This window comes from Pseudomonas sp. Sample_10 (genome assembly GCF_004321495.1).
Lineage (GTDB): Bacteria > Pseudomonadota > Gammaproteobacteria > Pseudomonadales > Pseudomonadaceae > Aquipseudomonas.
This window is the reverse complement of the sequence record NZ_RCOE01000108.1, coordinates 1-17,072: the sequence shown is the minus strand read 5'-3', so window position 1 is coordinate 17,072 and position 17,072 is coordinate 1. Positions and strand designations below refer to the sequence as shown.

General features: G+C 57.9%; 15 protein-coding genes. 14 read left to right on the top strand and 1 reads right to left on the bottom strand.

What is annotated here, in order from left to right; genetic code table 11:
• Positions 1–379 precede the first annotated feature (379 nt).
• The 9 genes from D8U18_RS09840 (at position 380) to D8U18_RS09800 (ending at position 12,615) form a co-directional block, all read left to right on the top strand.
• Positions 380–2,116 (top strand): type I secretion system permease/ATPase, encoded by a 1,737-nt coding sequence (locus tag D8U18_RS09840; RefSeq protein ID WP_056853383.1) that lies wholly within the window; start codon positions 380–382, stop codon positions 2,114–2,116.
• A gap of 7 nt (positions 2,117–2,123) precedes the next feature.
• Entirely contained in the window at positions 2,124–3,464 is a 1,341-nt protein-coding gene (locus tag D8U18_RS09835) for an HlyD family type I secretion periplasmic adaptor subunit (protein WP_131107526.1), read from the top strand.
• Position 3,465: 1 nt separating this feature from the next.
• Positions 3,466–4,794, top strand: coding sequence for a TolC family outer membrane protein (locus D8U18_RS09830; protein ID WP_056853381.1), 1,329 nt, complete (start codon positions 3,466–3,468; stop codon positions 4,792–4,794).
• A gap of 414 nt (positions 4,795–5,208) precedes the next feature.
• Positions 5,209–8,298 (top strand): multicopper oxidase domain-containing protein, encoded by a 3,090-nt coding sequence (locus D8U18_RS09825; RefSeq protein ID WP_241664314.1) that lies wholly within the window; start codon positions 5,209–5,211, stop codon positions 8,296–8,298.
• 84 nt (positions 8,299–8,382) lie between these two features.
• Positions 8,383–8,667, top strand: coding sequence for a hypothetical protein (locus D8U18_RS09820; RefSeq protein WP_130906972.1), 285 nt, complete (start codon positions 8,383–8,385; stop codon positions 8,665–8,667).
• A 311-nt stretch (positions 8,668–8,978) separates the two neighbouring features.
• Positions 8,979–10,355: a pyridoxal-phosphate dependent enzyme gene (locus D8U18_RS09815; protein WP_131107525.1), complete on the top strand. Its 1,377-nt coding sequence runs from the start codon at positions 8,979–8,981 to the stop codon at positions 10,353–10,355.
• Entirely contained in the window at positions 10,352–11,530 is a 1,179-nt protein-coding gene (locus tag D8U18_RS09810; RefSeq protein WP_130904693.1) for a PLP-dependent aspartate aminotransferase family protein, read from the top strand. Before D8U18_RS09815 ends, D8U18_RS09810 begins: the two co-directional genes overlap by 4 nt.
• A 66-nt stretch (positions 11,531–11,596) precedes the next feature.
• The gene (locus tag D8U18_RS09805; protein ID WP_056853377.1) at positions 11,597–12,091 is read left to right on the top strand and encodes a hypothetical protein; all 495 of its coding nucleotides are present in this window, start codon (positions 11,597–11,599) and stop codon (positions 12,089–12,091) included.
• 71 nt (positions 12,092–12,162) lie between these two features.
• Entirely contained in the window at positions 12,163–12,615 is a 453-nt protein-coding gene (locus D8U18_RS09800) for a hypothetical protein (RefSeq protein ID WP_131107524.1), read from the top strand.
• Positions 12,616–12,628: 13 nt separating this feature from the next.
• Here D8U18_RS09800 and D8U18_RS09795 read toward each other — a convergent pair whose 3' ends face one another.
• On the bottom strand, positions 12,629–13,162 hold the full coding sequence (locus D8U18_RS09795) for a nucleotidyltransferase family protein (RefSeq protein ID WP_236708416.1): 534 nt from the start codon (positions 13,160–13,162) through the stop codon (positions 12,629–12,631).
• A 136-nt stretch (positions 13,163–13,298) separates the two neighbouring features.
• Here D8U18_RS09795 and D8U18_RS09790 point away from each other — a divergent pair, with 136 nt between their 5' ends.
• From D8U18_RS09790 to D8U18_RS09770, 5 genes are all read left to right on the top strand, one after another.
• Positions 13,299–13,685, top strand: a complete 387-nt coding sequence (locus tag D8U18_RS09790; protein ID WP_056853374.1) for a VOC family protein — start codon at positions 13,299–13,301, stop codon at positions 13,683–13,685.
• A gap of 408 nt (positions 13,686–14,093) precedes the next feature.
• Positions 14,094–14,582, top strand: a complete 489-nt coding sequence (locus tag D8U18_RS09785; protein ID WP_056853373.1) for a type VI secretion system tube protein Hcp — start codon at positions 14,094–14,096, stop codon at positions 14,580–14,582.
• A gap of 7 nt (positions 14,583–14,589) precedes the next feature.
• The gene (locus tag D8U18_RS09780; RefSeq protein WP_056853372.1) at positions 14,590–15,567 is read left to right on the top strand and encodes a hypothetical protein; all 978 of its coding nucleotides are present in this window, start codon (positions 14,590–14,592) and stop codon (positions 15,565–15,567) included.
• Complete coding sequence (locus D8U18_RS09775) at positions 15,564–15,953, top strand: hypothetical protein (RefSeq protein WP_131107523.1); 390 nt, start codon at positions 15,564–15,566, stop codon at positions 15,951–15,953. The genes D8U18_RS09780 and D8U18_RS09775 overlap by 4 nt, the downstream gene beginning before the upstream one ends.
• A 546-nt stretch (positions 15,954–16,499) precedes the next feature.
• Positions 16,500–16,844: a hypothetical protein gene (locus tag D8U18_RS09770; protein ID WP_131107522.1), complete on the top strand. Its 345-nt coding sequence runs from the start codon at positions 16,500–16,502 to the stop codon at positions 16,842–16,844.
• The last annotated feature ends 228 nt before the right edge of the window (positions 16,845–17,072 follow it).

Below are 17,072 nucleotides of genomic sequence, written 5' to 3'. Positions count from 1 at the left end.
GTGGCCTGCGTTGCCAAAGCGATGGCAGGCTTCAGGAGGGCGTCTCCCCAACCATGACTAAAGTTCCATAGCAACTAGCTGTCAATATTTCGGCACAAAAAAAGATCACCCAAATTTGGGTACTCAACTAATTGTTCTTAAAGGATATATAGAAATTCAAGATTATCTGTAGAGCGAAATGTTATTTAAAACTGTATCGCTAGAGAAACAAACGCCACCTACGCTCCAAGGCAGAAGGAAAATATTTTTTGAACTTTTTCGAGAGCGCTACAACTTGCGTCGATGAGCCGACCATGCCCCTACATCTAGGGGCCGGCACAACACTTGCACAAGCTGCCTTGCCTCATCGCAAACCGGATTTCGGAGAGGGATTATCAACATGCAGAAGCAGTCGAACGTCCGCTCCGAACTTGCCGCCGCGATTTTTCGCCTGCGCCGCAGTTTTTATTCGCTGGCCGCGTTCAGCGGCGTGATAAACGTCATGATGTTGACGCCAGCCGTGTACATGCTCCAGGTCTATGATCGGGCACTGGTCAGTCGAAACGTCACCACTTTGACGATGTTGACGTTGTTGGTGATCGGGCTGTTCCTGCTGATGTCCACGCTGGAACTGGTCCGCACCCGAGTGCTGATCCGGGTCGGCAATTGCCTGGACATGGACCTCAACCGACGCGTTTTCACCGCCGCATTCGAGCGTAATCTGAATCGCGCCGGAGGCAATCCAGCCCAGGCCCTGCAAGATCTCTCACAGGTTCGACAGTTCATCACCGGCAATGCCCTGTTCGCTTTCTTCGATGCACCGTGGACGCCGATCTATTTGCTGGTTGCCTACCTGATCCACCCACTGCTTGGACTGGTCACCCTGATCGGATCACTGATTCTGGTGGGCCTGGCCTATCTCACCGAAAAGGCGACGCAGAAACCCCTGGCCGAAGCCAATCATGCCGCCCTCTCTTCCGCCTGCTACGCCAACAACAACCTGCGTAACGCTGAAGTCATCGAGGCCATGGGCATGCTGCCGTCGATTGGCAAACGCTGGTACCAAAGCCATTTGCGCATCCTGGAAATGCAGACCCTGGCCTCCGATCGCGCCGCGCTGATCAGCAGCATCGGGCGCTTCGTGCGCATCACCTTGCAGTCACTGATCCTCGGCGCGGGCGCGCTGCTGGCCATCGAAGGCAAGATTACCCCCGGGATGATGATTGCCTGCTCGATCCTCACCGGCCGCGCACTGGCCCCGGTGGAACAAGTCATCGCGTCATGGAAACAACTGCTCGGTTGCCGCTCGGCCTGGAGCCGGCTCAACGAGATGCTGGAAGACTTTCCGCGCCGACCACCCAGCATGCCGCTGCAGCGTCCGCTGGGCATGCTCGGGGTGGAGAATGTGTATGCAGGCTCACCCGGTACCAGCAACACGATTTTGCGCGGGGTAAGTTTCAACCTTTCGCCGGGCGAAAGCCTCGGGGTTATCGGCCCATCCGCCTCGGGAAAATCCACCCTCGCCCGCTTGCTGGTCGGCGTCTGGCCGACACAGGCCGGCAAAGTGCGCCTTGACGGCGCGGACATATTCACCTGGAACAAGGGCGAACTCGGACCCTGGCTCGGCTACCTGCCACAGGACGTGGAACTGTTCGAAGGCACCATCGCCGAAAACATTGCGCGCTTTGGCGAAGTGGACAGCGACGCGGTCATCCAGGCCGCGAGGACGACAGGGGTGCACGAGATGATCCTGCGTTTTGCGCAGGGTTATGAGACCCGCCTGGGTACCGATGGCAGCCCCCTTTCCGGCGGCCAGAAACAGCGCATCGCCCTGGCCCGCGCGCTGTACGGAGAGCCCAATCTGATTGTGCTGGACGAGCCGAACGCCAACCTCGACGACGTCGGCGAAAAGGCTCTGGTCGATGCCCTGGGCCAGCTCAAGAAGCGCGGTGCCACCGTCATTCTGATTTCCCACCGCCCGAACGTACTCTGCGCCGTCGATAAGGTGCTGATGCTGCGCGATGGCGGCGTGCAGATGCTGGGCACACGGGACGAAGTATTCGCAGCGCTGCGCAAGGCCAGTGTGATGCCTGCAGGCGCATCGACTCCGCTGGCCTCCGTTAAAGCACGGGAGTGACCCGATCATGCAGATGAGCCCACACACGGACCTGATTCACGCCGATCCCAGAAACGAGGTCGATCTGGACGTCGGCAAACCCCTGCGCCGGGGCATGTGGCTGGTGCTGGCCGGCTTCGGCGGTTTCCTCCTGTGGTCCTGGCTGGCGCCGTTGGATGCCGGCGTGGTTGCGACAGGCACGGTAAAAGTCACCAGCAACCGTAAAGCCGTACAACATCTGAGCGGTGGCACGGTGGAAGCCATTTTTGTCCGCGAAGGCGATGCCGTGAAACAAGGCCAGGAAGTCGTCCGCCTCGACTCACTGCGCGCCGTTGCCGAACAGGGTGCCGTAAGCGCCCAGTACATCGTCAGCAAGACCGTCGAAAACCGCCTGGAAGCGGAACGGGACGGGCGCGACGTGGTGACCTTCGATCCCGAATTGCTCAAGCGATTCGGCAATGACCCCCGTCTGGTCGCCGCCATGAATTTGCAACAGCGCTTGCTGGATACACGGCGCGCCGGCCTCGCTGGCGAAATCAGCATCCTCCAGGAAAACCTCGCGGCATCGGCAGTCCAGCTCAAGGGTCTGCAGCAGGTCTATGGCGCCCGCGCCTCGCAGATCAACTTCCTCAACCAGGAAATGCAAGGCACCCGCGTGCTGGCGGCCGAAGGCTATGTGCCGCGCAACCGCCTGCTCGAACTGGAACGCAGCAACGCCGACCTCTCCGCAGGCCAGGCGGAAAACCTGAACAACATCGCTCGCATACGCAGTCAGACCACCGAAATCAAACTGCGCATCTTGCAGCGCCAGCATGATTACCAGAAGGAAGTCGAATCGCAGCTCACCGACACCGCCAAGGAAAACACCACCCTGGCCGACCGCTTGCGGGCGCTGGACTACGAGGTGAGTCACACGGTCATTCGCTCGCCCATCGATGGCATGGTGCAGTCACTGAGCATCGCAACCATCGGCGGGATCATTCAGCCGGGCTTCAAGATCATGGAAATCGTTCCGGGCAACGAACCCCTGCAAGTCGACGCGATGATTCCCGTCCAGGCCATCGACAAAATGGTTCCCGGCCTGGACGTGGACATCGCGTTTCCGGCTTTCAACCATGCCCAGACGCCCAATATTCCTGGCCGAGTAAAGACCGTTTCCGCCGACCGCCTGCTCGACGAGGAAAGCAAGCAACCGTTCTATCTGGCTCAGGTAGAAGTCACGCCCGATGGCATGAGTCTGCTGGGCAGCAATCACATTCGCCCGGGCATGCCCGCCAGCGTCACGATCAAGACTGGCGAGCGCAACTTGATGAGCTATCTTCTCAAACCGATGCTCGAACGTGTCGACAGCGCCTTCAAGGAACAATGAAATGGACCGTCATTGCCTGATTTTCTGCCTGCTGGGATTGTCACTCCCGGCCAGCGCCATGGACCTCAAACAAGCCTGGGATCTGCTGCAATACCAAGGCCCCGTCTACCGCGCCGCGGTGCATGAAAAAGAGGCCGGCCTGGAAAACCGCGCCATCGGCCAGGCCGGCCTGCTACCGCAGATCAGTGCCTCGGCCTACGACAACAAGGTCAACGGCACCCAGCGCCAGAGCGGTGTCGAACGGGATCTGGACTACGACTCCAAGGGCGCCAACGTGCGGTTGCGCCAACCGCTGTTCAACAAACAGAAAATGGCCGAGTACCGCCAGGGTCAGCAACGCGCCGACTACAGCGTCGCGGTGTTCGATGCCAAGAGCCAGGACGCGGCAGTACGCCTGGCCGAAAGCTACTTCGACGTGCTCCTGGCCAGCGAAACCATCGTGCTCGCCAAGTCCAAATTGAACGCCTTCGATGAGCAACTCGCCTCTGCGAAACGGCGTATGGAGCTGGGGGCCGGCACCATCACTGACATCGACGAGTCGATCGCTCGCCGCGACCTGGCCGAAGCCGAGCTGATCGAAGCGCAGGACAAGCTGATCAATGCGCGTCGCAAGCTTGAGGAGTTCATCGGAGAAACCCCTGAATCGCTGACCACGTTGCGTCCCGGCTTCGAAACGCCACCGCTGCTGCCGAGCAACCTTCAAGACTGGTTGATCAAGGCCCAGACCGACAGTCCGCTGATCCATGCGCGCAGGCACAGCAGCAACCTCGCCGAAGAAGAAGTGAAGCGTGCCCGGGCTGGTCACTGGCCGACACTGGATTTTGTGGCCGGCTACACCGCAGGCGACAGCCAATCAATCTCCGAGCTCAATCAACGCAACCGCTACGGCTCCATCGGGCTGGAAGTCAATTTCCCGCTGTACAACGGCGGCGGCACCAGCGCCCTGACACGCCAGGCCAGCGCAAACAGTTTCAAGGCCCTGGATGAACTCGACGCCACGCGACAGGAAGTGATCTCCGGAACCACCCGCGAGTTTGCCGGCATACACAGCGGCGCCAAGCGCATTCAAGCGCTGGAGCGGGCCGTGGAGTCCAACGAACGCTCACTGATGTCGACACGCAAAGGCTTCAAGGAAGGCGGTACCAACACCAACTCGGACGTCCTCAACGCCGAAGAGTTGCTGTACGTTGCACGCCACGATCTGTTCGAAGCGAAGTTGCGCTACCTGATGTCGCGTCTGCGCCTGGCTTCTTCGGTAGGCAGTCTGGGTGACGACGACATCAATCAAATCAACGACTACCTTGGTCCGGAACTGCTGGTCACCAACTAACGTTCAGCTGAGAGCCGGTCGAGGCAATTGAAAACCGACCGGCCTTGATGACCAGTCATTTTTGACATTCCCTTCTGTTGAAAAGCTTTCCCTTAACCGCATACAACCCCTGCAAATAGGTATTACTCTCTCGCAACCGCTGACTTTCTTGGATCCAAACACTGTCCAAAACAAGACAATTACCATTCGCACAAGTGGGGATCTACACCCAATAAGTTGGGGAATCACCACCAAACTTGAGGAATATCACCCACCCTCTGACCCTGTCACTTACATCACTTATCACAACAGTCAACAAAATTGAACTTTCTTTTCGCCCTGCGGTAATGGCTCATTTGTTGCTCCACCCTGTGTACCCGCATCAGCTGTCGTCCCGAACGTGGAGACGGCGGGGCATTACGCGAGGGGTGAACAATGAAAAGCCTGACACCACCATTCAATTCCATCCACTTGCTGCGCAGGTCAAGCCTGTCCTGTGCGGTGCTTCTGACCCTCAACACTGCCCATGCCGTGCCGCTCGACGACTTCAGTCAGCCGCCACCGACGGACCCCTCGGCGTATTCCAATCCGCCTGCCGACCCTGCGGCAGCGCTGGAAGCCTTGAAAACCATGCCCGAGACCAACCAGGGCGCGCTGGCCCTGCCGAACGGCGCGTACGGGGACCGCAACACCCCGCGCACTGAAAACGTGCTGCCGCCGAGCCTGCAAACCTCGTTCAAAATCCCCACCAACGGCAAACCCAGCCCATTGTTCGGGGCGCAACCCTTCACCCAGCAATTGCTGCTGTTGGAGGAGTTCGGCACGGAAAAACTCGACCCGACCCTGCCCGCGCCACCGCTGACCTTCCCCGTGCCTCTCGCTGGTCCAGCGCCACAACAGGACCCGAACAGCATCGCTCGCAGCGGCCCGTCGACGTCAGCACTGGAAGCGTTCATGCGCCAGCCCGGGCTCTATCCGTTTCCGTCGCAATACTCCAACGTGCTGGATCGCAATCCGTGGAAGTCGCAGGTTGAAGCTTTCCTCAACCGCCATCCGGTCGGTTCGCCGGCTGAAGGTCGTCCGCCGGGAAAAGGCTGGTCCCATCAGCGTTGGAACGAGTTCTACCCGCAGGTCGCTTTCAAAACCGTGCAAGCGGGCGCCAGAATCAACGGCGGCATGCGCGACCGCAGGCAGATGCACAACTATGCCGTCGGTGAGTTCGGACCTGGCGGGCTCTATTACCAGACCTCGGACAACCCCAACATTGTCGGCACCACCAAAGGCATCGACACCCGCTTTCACCCCAATATGCCGATCCAGAACCACAAAGCGCTGTGGACCTTCGACGGCACCTTCCCGGTAAAACTGCTGATGGCGCGGCATGGCCAACCGGTGCTGATGCGTCACTACAACGCCCTGCCCATTGATCCGGCGGCCAACATGGGTTTTGGTCTGCACACCCTCAGCACCCACGAACACAACGGCCACTCCCCGGCCGAAAGCGACGGCTATACCAACGCGTTTTTCTTTCCGGGGCAGTACTACGACTATCGCTGGCCACTGCAACTGGCCGGCTACGACACCATCAACACCAAGGCCGAAGACCCACGCGCGGCGTTCCCCTGCGCACCGGGCGAAACCCTGTTCGTCAACGATGCCAGCCCGGGTCTGAAGACCTGCAACAACGGCACCATCAAGATCCGTGGCGACTGGCGCGAAACCATGAGCACCCACTGGTTCCACGACCACATGCTCGATTTCACCGCACAGAACGTCTACAAGGGCAACGCGGTGATGATGAATTATTACAGCGCCCTGGATCGTGGCAATGAGGCGATGGAAGACGGCGTCAACCTGCGCCTGCCCAGCGGTTCGGCATTGCCCTGGGGCAACCGCGACTATGACGTCAACCTGATGGTGGCCGACAAGGCCTGGGATAAGAACGGTCAGCTGTGGTTCAACCCGTTCAACACCGACGGCTTTCTTGGCGATCAGATCCTGGTCAACTGGCAGTATCAGCCGCGCCTGAAAGTCCGCGCGCGCAGCTACCGCTTCCGCATTCTCAACGGCTCGGTATCGCGCTATTTCCGCATCGCACTGGTCCGCGAAATCGCCGGCACCGGCGGTGAGTTCCCGGGGCCGGCAGGTTCCGGGGTGTCCTTCGCCCGGGTGCCGTTCCACCTGATCGGCAACGACGGCAACATCATGGAACACGCCGTGCCGTTCGACGGCAGCATGGACCTGGATGCCGACGGTGACCTGCAGGACCACAACGCCATCCTCCCCGCCCAAGGCATTGCTGAGCGTTACGACATCATCGTCAACTTCGCGAAAAACGGGATCAAGACCGGCGACAAACTGTACTTCGTCAACCTGATGGCGCATCAGACCGGCAAAGGGCCGGAGATGGATCCGCTCAGTCTGGCCGACGTGCTGTCCGGCAAGTACAAGGCGGTGCTGAAGCTGGGTAGCAAAGGGCTGGAATGGGACAACGGCGATCCGGTGGTGGGCAAGTTTCTGCAACTGGTGGTCCAGCCTTACAGCGGCACGGACGTGAGTATGAACCCGGCTGATTATGAACCGGCCAAACCCGGCAAAGCCGCTGGCAAGGTCATGATCCCACTGACCCTTAACCGCGACGACCCGACCGTCCAAACCAAACTCAAGGCGGCCCGGCATCGCGAGTTCATCTTCGGCCGCTCCGACGGCACCGACCAGGAACCCTGGACGATCAAGACCGACGGTGGTTTTGGCTACCAGCATGACTCACGGCGCATCAACGCCGCCCCGCAACTGGCCAACGGCCCAACCGACGCTGGCTACAGCGGCGACGGCACGCTGGAAGTGTGGAAAATCAAGAACGGCGGCAACGGCTGGACCCACCCGGTGCACGTGCACTTCGAAGAAGGCATCGTTCTCAACCGCGACGGCAAGGCCCCGCCTGAATGGGAAAAAGGCGCGCGCAAAGACGTCTATCGCATCGGCGAAGGCATCGACAGTTCAGTGGACGTGGAAATAGCTGTCCGCTTCCGCGAGTTCGCCGGAACCTACATGGAGCACTGCCACAACACCCAGCACGAGGACACTTCGATGCTGCTGCGCTGGGACGTCGAGAAGCCTGGCCAATTCCAGTTGATGCCAACACCCCTGCCCGGCTGGGACGGCGTTACCTACGTGAACTCGGCGGCGCTGCCGACCTTTCGCACAGGTGAAGTCGAAAACAAAAAACCGCTCGCCTATCCCGACAGCGCTGTCAGCAGCGACGGCAGACCGCTGACGATAAATGTCCTGGCCAACGACAACGACCCTGACGGCAACGTACCGCTCAAAGTGACAGGCCTGACGCAACCGGGTGTCGGCAAGGGCACGGTCAGCACTGATGGCGCACGTGTGGTCTACACGCCACCGGCCACAATCGCCGCGCCGTTCACGGCAAGCTTTACTTATCAGGCCAGCGATACCAGGAACGCCCTGTCGGCACCGGCGACGGTGACTGTGACCGTCTCGGCACCGATAACCCAGTGACAGTTAGCGCAGCAACCAGGGCGGGGATTTGGCCCGCCCCTTGCTGTGGCAGATTCATGCACTCATCAATCGGCGGAGGTGGTCATGGCAGGACAAGCAATGATGGCAGTGCTCATCACTGCCTTGGTCGCTGCCGTGATCATCATCGCCACCGTAGCCGCAGCCGCGGTGGCCGTCTGGGTGACCGGCGCAACGTTCGCGGCCATTGGCCTTATCGAGAAAGTTGCGCCGGATATTCAACTGCTGGCCACACTCTCACTGACACCACAACCGGCAATGCTCATGGCGGCGATGCAAGCCACGGGGCTTGTGAGCATTACGCAGCTGATGCAGGAAGTTAATCTGGTGATGATTATTGTCACGCTCTGAATCTTTGTTTTTCCACTTTCTCCTGCATCTATCTCCCTCGTACAGCCAGTCAAATGCAGCCCCCCAAACAGGTCACCGGATTCAGGGTATTTCCCCAACGCCGGGGTCACTGGCAGCCTTGGCAGGCTCTGCCAAATCCGCTCTGAAATCATCGCCATTGTATCGCCCGGCAACGCGACCGACTGACCGGGAGCGGTTGCGAATGAGCCGATCCCGGCCTATGGTCCAGACACAACAATATCGACAACCGGCGCCATGACTGGCCGCCCCTTTTGTTCATCCTGTGCGCATTTGCGCAGTGAGGTGACCACATGCCTGATAACTCCCGCCCCGCGGTACTTGAACTGATCGGCAACACGCCACTGGTGCGTGTCAGCCGTTTCGATACCGGCCCCTGCACCCTGTTTCTCAAGCTCGAATCACAAAACCCCGGCGGCTCCATCAAGGACCGTATCGGTCTGGCCATGATCGACGCCGCCGAGCGCGACGGTCGCCTGCGACCCGGTGGCACGATCGTCGAAGCCACCGCTGGCAATACTGGCCTGGGCCTGGCGCTGGTCGGCCGCGCCAAAGGTTACCGGGTGGTGCTGGTGGTGCCGGACAAGATGTCCACCGAGAAAGTCCTGCACCTCAAGGCCATGGGCGCCGAAGTGCACATCACCCGATCCGATGTCGGCAAGGGTCATCCGGAGTATTACCAGGACGTTGCCGGACGCTTGGCGAGTGAGATTCCCGACGCCTTTTTTGCCGATCAATTCAACAATCCGGCCAACCCGCTGGCCCACGAGTGCAGCACCGCGCCGGAGATCTGGGCGCAGACCCAGCACGATGTCGATGCCATTGTCGTCGGTGTCGGTTCGGCCGGCACACTGACCGGCCTGACCCGTTTCTTCAAGCGCGTACAGCCGGAGCTGGAGATGGTGCTGGCGGACCCGGTCGGCTCAGTGATGGCCGAATACAGCCGCAGCGGCGCCATCGGCACCCCGGGCTCCTGGGCAGTGGAAGGCATCGGCGAGGACTTCATCCCGTCGATTGCCGACCTCTCCAGCGTGCGCCACGCCTACTCGATCAGCGATGAAGAAAGCTTCGATCACGCTCGCCAGTTATTGCGCGCCGAAGGCATCCTCGGTGGCTCTTCGACCGGCACCCTGTTAGCAGCGGCGTTGCGCTATTGCCGCGAACAGACCGCGCCCAAACGCGTGGTCAGCTTTGTCTGCGACACCGGCACTCGCTATCTGTCGAAGGTCTACAACGACCAATGGATGAGCGACCAGGGCTTGCTGCAAAGCAAACGCTACGGCGACCTGCGCGACCTGATTGCGCGGCGCTTCGAGGACGGCCGGGTGATCAGCGTCGGCCCCGACGACACTTTGCTCACCGCGTTCCAGCGCATGCGCCTGGCGGACGTCTCGCAACTGCCGGTGCTGATTGACGGCCAGCGCCTGGTCGGGGTGATCGATGAATCTGACATATTGCTGCGGGTGCATCAGGACGCTTCGCACTTCCGCCTGACTGTCGCCGACGCCATGACCGACAAACTGCAAACCCTGCCACCCGCCGCCAGCCTCGCTGAACTGCAGGAAGAACTCGACCGCGGACTGGTGGCGATCATCGCCGATACCACAGGCTTCCACGGCCTGATCACCCGGGTCGACTTGCTCAATCATCTACGGAGATCCCTTGCATGAGTCAGCACGATAAAACGGGCGCCGCCCATGGTTTTGCCACCCGAGTGATTCACGCCGGGCAAGAGCCGGACCCGTCCACCGGGGCGTTGATGCCGCCGATCTATGCCAACTCCACTTACCTGCAGCAAAGTCCGGGCGTACACAAGGGCCTCGACTACGGGCGCTCGCACAACCCGACACGCTGGGCACTGGAACGCTGCGTGGCAGATCTGGAGGGCGGCTCCCGCGCGTTCGCCTTCGCTTCCGGCCTGGCGACCATTTCCACGGTGCTGGAACTGCTCGATGCGGGCTCGCACATCGTTTCTGGCAACGACTTGTACGGCGGGACTTTCCGCCTGTTCGACAAAGTGCGCCAACGCAGCGCCGGGCATCGATTCAGTTTTGTCGACCTGACCGACCTGTCGGCGTTCGAGGCGGCGTTACAGGAAGACACGCGCATGGTCATGGTCGAGACGCCGAGCAATCCGCTGCTGCGGCTCTCGGACCTGGCCGCCATCGCCCGCATCTGCCGCGCTCGCGACATCATCTGCGTGGCCGACAACACCTTTGCCAGTCCGTGGATCCAACGCCCACTGGAGCTGGGTTTCGATATCGTGCTGCACTCGACCACCAAGTATTTGAACGGTCACTCGGATGTGATCGGCGGCATCGCTGTGGTCGGCCAGAACGCCGAACTGGCGGAGCGCCTGGGTTTCCTGCAAAACGCCGTGGGCGCCATCGCCGGGCCGTTCGATGCCTTTCTCACCTTGCGCGGGGTCAAGACCCTGGCGCTGCGCATGGAGCGCCACTGCAGCAACGCGCTGGAACTGGCGCAATGGCTGGAGCAACAACCGCAAGTGGCGCGCGTGTACTACCCAGGCCTGCCCTCACACCCGCAGCACGAACTGGCGCGCCAGCAAATGCGCGGCTTCGGCGGGATGATTTCCGTCGACCTCAATACTGACCTGGCCGGCTCAAGACGCTTCCTCGAAAACGTGCAGATCTTCGCCCTTGCTGAAAGCCTGGGCGGCGTTGAAAGCCTGATCGAACACCCGGCGATCATGACCCACGCCACCATCCCCGTGGAAACCCGCGCGCAACTGGGCATCGGTGATGCGCTGGTGCGGCTGTCGGTGGGGGTCGAGGACGTCGAAGACTTGCGCGCGGATCTCGCACAGGCGTTGGCACGCATTTAACGCCGCCGTAGCAGCGGGTACATTCACCCTTGAACACTGGATTCACATTTTTCGGATAATCAAGACATGTCCAACCCAGAGACTTCCCTGCAAGACACCGCTGCACCCGACGGCGTTTGTTACGGCTGCGGTGGCAGCAACCCACACGGACTGCACATCAAGAGTTACTGGCATGAGGACGGCAAACATGTCGTTGCCGAGCATGTACCCGAAACCAAATACTGCGGCTGGCCGGACCTGGTCTACGGCGGCTTGATCGCGATGCTGGTGGACTGCCACTCGAACTGGACGGCGATGGCCTTTCATTACCGTCAGGAAAACCGCGAAGTCGCGAGCCTGCCGCGGATCAATTGCGTCACCGGCAACCTGGGCATCAAATTCATCAAGCCGACACCCATGGGCGTGCCGCTGACGTTGCGGGCGACCGTTGAAGGCGAAGTCGGACGCAAAACCCGAGTCATCTGCGAGGTCTTCGCCGGGGACGTACTGACAGCGGTGGGCGACTCGGTTTTCGTCCGGGTCGACACCGGGCAACTCGCCGACGCCGCGCACGGCCGATAGCGCAGCGCCGCTGTCAGCCGCAGAGTGATCAATCAGCGACATCCGCTCATGTTCAACAAAGGAGTGCAGCAATGAAACTCAGATATTCACTGGCGGCGCTGACGATCACCCTCGGTGTCTACGGCTGCACCTCATCCTCAAACCATGGCGTCTTCGTGAACCTTGATGCGACCCGACAGAATGCCGGTCAGATCGGCAATGTCACGTTGTCCGATTGGGGCAAACAGACCGGACTGAGCTTCTTCATCAGCGGCGCTCCAATGGGATCCACCCTGCCCTTGCGCCTCTACAGTTTTATCAACAAAGGCAGCTGCCAGCAGCCCGGCCCGGTCGCCTACGCCATGAACGACCGAGTCAACACCGAGCGCCAACCCATACGCGGCTGGACCTTTTCCAGAAGCGTACCGGTGGCATTGCCTGAACTGCTGACCAGTGAGCATCACATACTCGTGCGCACGGCTGCGACCGATGGCAACGTTGATATTTTTTGTGGGGATATCAAGCAGGCAGCGGCATCGAAGTAACCACCACCAGCGTTCATGAAAGCTGCGGCTCGATGATCCTCAGCCAGGGCCAGCGCGCCTGGTAACTTTTGGCCTTCTGTTCGAACAGTTCGATTTTGGGATTTTTGGGATTGATACGCAGCAGTCCTGACTCGGTGTCGGCCAGCCCATTGGGCGCGTAGACTTCGCCGGTGACGACATCCAGACCAATGCAGGTACCCGCAATCAGGTAGCGATCAATCCCGTCCTTGGCTGATTCAAGCTGAGGATAGGCCCCACCAAATCGCTGGCCGTACCAGAGATGAACGCGGGCCTGATTCTTGATTTCGATGTTGGCATCAAGGTCGTGGAACAAGCGTTGGGCGGCTTGGATGACATCGTTCTCAGCCTCCCATGACAAATCATCATCGAAGTAGAAAACGTCGTAATCCTTCACCCCCCAAGCCGTCGACTGTTGCGATTGACGATTCCACACCGCCTGGAACAAACATCCGGCAGTGAGCATGCACTGGTTCAGACCCAGTGCGGGCAGGCGCCTGCTGATTTCAGCGTTCAGGGGATTGGTCATGGCGATCCTGACCAATGCTTCGTTCGTCAATGTCATGTTTTAACCTCGATCCCTGTGGTCGCCCATCGTAAACACCGGCACCGCCACCCGCTACGCTGTTTGCAGAATACTGCGCTTCATCCAGGAGGAAAAACTCATGAAAATCGTAGTCACCAGCGTGATGGTCGACGACCAGGACAAGGCACTGGCCTTCTACCGGGACGTACTCGGTTTTGAACTCAAGCATGACATCCCGATGGGCCAGTTCCGCTGGCTGACGCTCACCTCGACCGGCGATCCAGACGGCGTCGAATTGCTGTTGGAGCCCGATGCCCATCCGGCAGCGAAACCGTTCAAGTCGGCGATCAAACAGGATGGGATTCCCTACACCTCATTCGGCGTCGACGACGTTCACGCCGAGTACCAACGGCTGCTCGCTGCTGGCGTGCACTTCACTCAGCCACCAACAGCGATGGGGCCGGTGACGACCGCGGTGTTCGATGATACGTGCGGCAATCTGATCCAGATTGCGCAAAAGAACTGAACCGTCATTCACACCGGCGAAATGGTCGCGAGCACGCCAATCAGAATCGTCACAACCAAAAAACCACCGAGGAAAATCGCCATTTTGCCCATAAAGGCCTCCTGCATATTGAAGTTGCGGTGCACCGCGTCCGAGTCGCGGAACGGGTCACTATAGTGAGGCGCAAACTGCACTCATTACAGATGCAGAAAACATAAAATAATACGGATCAGATACAAATCCCTGTAGGAGCGAGCCTGCTCGCGATGGGCGTGAACGGAAACGTCTTACATCCACCAGCCAAAACATAATAGGAACCGTCCGATTCGAATGATCAGCGATCGCTGAATGCGCCCTTCTCCGTTTCGAAACCCGTACATTCCCTCCTGCGAACATGGATAAATAACCCCATTGCCAAGGAGCGGTCATATGGCATTTGACGCTTACATCAAAATCGAAGGTATCCCGGGCGAAGCCTTGGACGAGCAGCATCGGAACTGGATCGAGGTCAACAGCTACAGCTTTGGCACTCAGCAAAGTACTTCCGCCACCGCCAGTTCAGCGGGTGGCGCGACTGCCGGGCGCACGACGCTCAGCACTTTCACTTTCACCAAAGAACTCGACAAGTCCAGTTGCAAACTGATGGAAGCCAGCTGCGCCGGTGAACACCTGAAAGAGGTCACTCTGGTTCTAAGCCGTGCAGGCGGCGACAAGCTCAAGTACTTCGAGATCGTGCTCGAAGAAGTGATCATCGCCGACTACCTGCAAAATGCCGCCGCAGGGATTCCCGTTGAAATAGTGCAACTGGACTACGGCCGCATCAAAACGGTCTATACCCAGCAAAAACGCAGCGACGGCGCCGGTGGCGGCAACATCGCGGGCGGCTGGGATCGCATCAACAACAAGCGCTACTCGTGAGGCTGACATGGCACAGCCTTTGGCGTTCATCAATGCGCAATCGCAAACCTACGCGTCACTCAAGGCTCAACTGGCCCTGACCGGCATCGCCAAAAGCAAGTTTGATGCACTCAACAGCCATATCGTCAATTCCGTGGTGCTGGCTGGCGAGTTGGTGATCATCGGTGATGTGTCTACACCTATGAGCACCAGCGAAGAAGCCTACTTGATGGCCAGGGCGCGGGACATCCATATCGGCCTGTTAACCAATCAGGTCGATGCTGACGACTTCTTTCTCGATAACTACGAACTGCTGCAAGGCATGCTTGCTCAAGGCGCTATTGGTGCCGGTGTCGTCAGTGACGGCTGGAGCAAGCACATGGCCGCAATCAAGACTACGCTGGAGGAAATCGACCAAGCCCATAAAAAGTACCTGCGCAGCGGCTCAATAACAGCCCGAGACAGGTTTTACAGCGAACGCGCCCTGCTGTTCGCCAAGCTGGAAAATCAGCTTGGCAACGTAGCATCCTGGGGCTCCGGACTTCGTTATCAGGGTTCGATAAAACGGATGTTGGGGATTTCGACAAAAAGCTACATGAGTACCGGCGAAATTGCCGGTTATGCGACAAAGGTCAGTGGAGTGGCCAGGGCGGCGAAACTCATCAAGCGCGGAGTTTATATTGGCGTCGCGCTGGAGGTTGCTTCCACTGGACTGGATATCCGGCAGGCGTGTGCGTTGGGGCGGGAGGAAGCGTGTACTAAGGCGAAGTATGTTGAGGGGACTTCCCTGGTACTTAGCTTGGGTGGCGGAACCGGTGGGGGTGTTCTAGGCGGATTCGCGGCGTCGTACGGGTGTATCGCGGTGTTAGGCCTTGCTACTGGAGGTACTGGCGCCTTAGCGTGCAGCGTGATAGGAGGTGCTGTGGGAGGATGGGCTGGCGGGACGTTCGGGGAGAACGTCGGTGAAATAGTTGGCGAATATTTGTACAGCGAAATGGCGCAATGAACTCAGTACCGCTCGGTTTGATTGGACTCTTCGTAGGAGTTCCACATACATTTATCCTGATGTGGCTGATTTATATGGTTCATATTTATACTGAAAAGGCGGAAAACTTGCTGCCGAACAGTAATTTTGTCGAGCTAAATATTAAAATCTATTCACCAGCAGGTCTCATGGGAAAAGCCATGCGTAATGGCTTCCTAACTTTAGCACTACTAAATCCAAAACTATTAGCCAAAAGAGGGCTTGTTGACTTGAAGGACGTAAAAAATTTCCCACGCAAATTAAAGTGGATGTTCGTTACGTCCTGGGCATCATGTTCTCTATTTACCGTCTCCCTTGTAATATTTGGAGCTTATATTAAGTATATCGATAAATCTCCTGCCATATAATCAACATCTATCGTTGAGATATCGCATAAAGGAGCCCTACAAAGCTCGAACGATTCTGGGTACCGAGTACGAACATTGTTGGGTTCACATATAGCAAAGTAGTACGGCGGTGCGCTATCTACTAAAATTAACATTACTATTAATCTTTCCGCTATATATTATTTTGACCATATGGTTAGTTTACATGGTCCATGTCTATACCGAAAAAGCGGAAGCTCTATTACCGAACAGTCGCTTTGTAGAGAATAACAGGAAAGCGTTTTTCCATATGGGCATAATGGGGAAAGCCATACGGAACGGCGTTCTAACCATGGTGCTGTTAACGCCATCGTTCACTGCAAAGAGAAGTATTGTTGATGTAGCGGAAGTCGTGAAGTTCCCAAAACACCTCAAGCTAATGCTTATAGCATCATGGGGACTCGCATGGTTGTTAGCGATCACTCTTATGATCCTACAAGGATGCCTTAACTACCTCGAATCGAAATGACACCAGCATGCTATAGAACGGAGTAACAAATTATATTCTTTTGTTCCGGACTTATTTCATTGGCTCTACTTATCTCCCTTTTTGCTGTAGAGCTTTGGCTTTTTTACATGATCCACGTGTATACAGAAGAAGCGGAAGCATTGCTGCAGAAAAGTAGTTTTGTTAAATCAAACAGAGACTTGTACCAACATGCTGGTCTTATAGGAAAGGTCATGCGCAACGGTTTTCTCACCATGATTCTCATGATGCCGGGACCTTGCGCAAAAAGAGGAATTGTGGATATCACCGAAGCCCGAAATTTCCCCACCGGTTTTAAGCGAATGCTGTTTGTGTCATGGGGAACAGGATGGATACTTTGTCTTGCCATGATGATATTTGGTACTTATCTCAAATACGCCAAGTGAATTGAATGCTTTTTAGTGCTTTGATGAATATCTGAATGGAATTACGGGCGCAATGAATCAAGACGTTTTCAACCTGATATCAGTCATCCTTCGTGCAATTTATCCTGACAGGGTTTGAGTAACTCATCACAGAGGCAGAAAACATAAAAAATATGGATCAGGTGCGCATTCCTTGTAGGAGCGAGCCTGCTCGCGACGGGCGTCAACGATAACGCGTGCTTCCTGAAG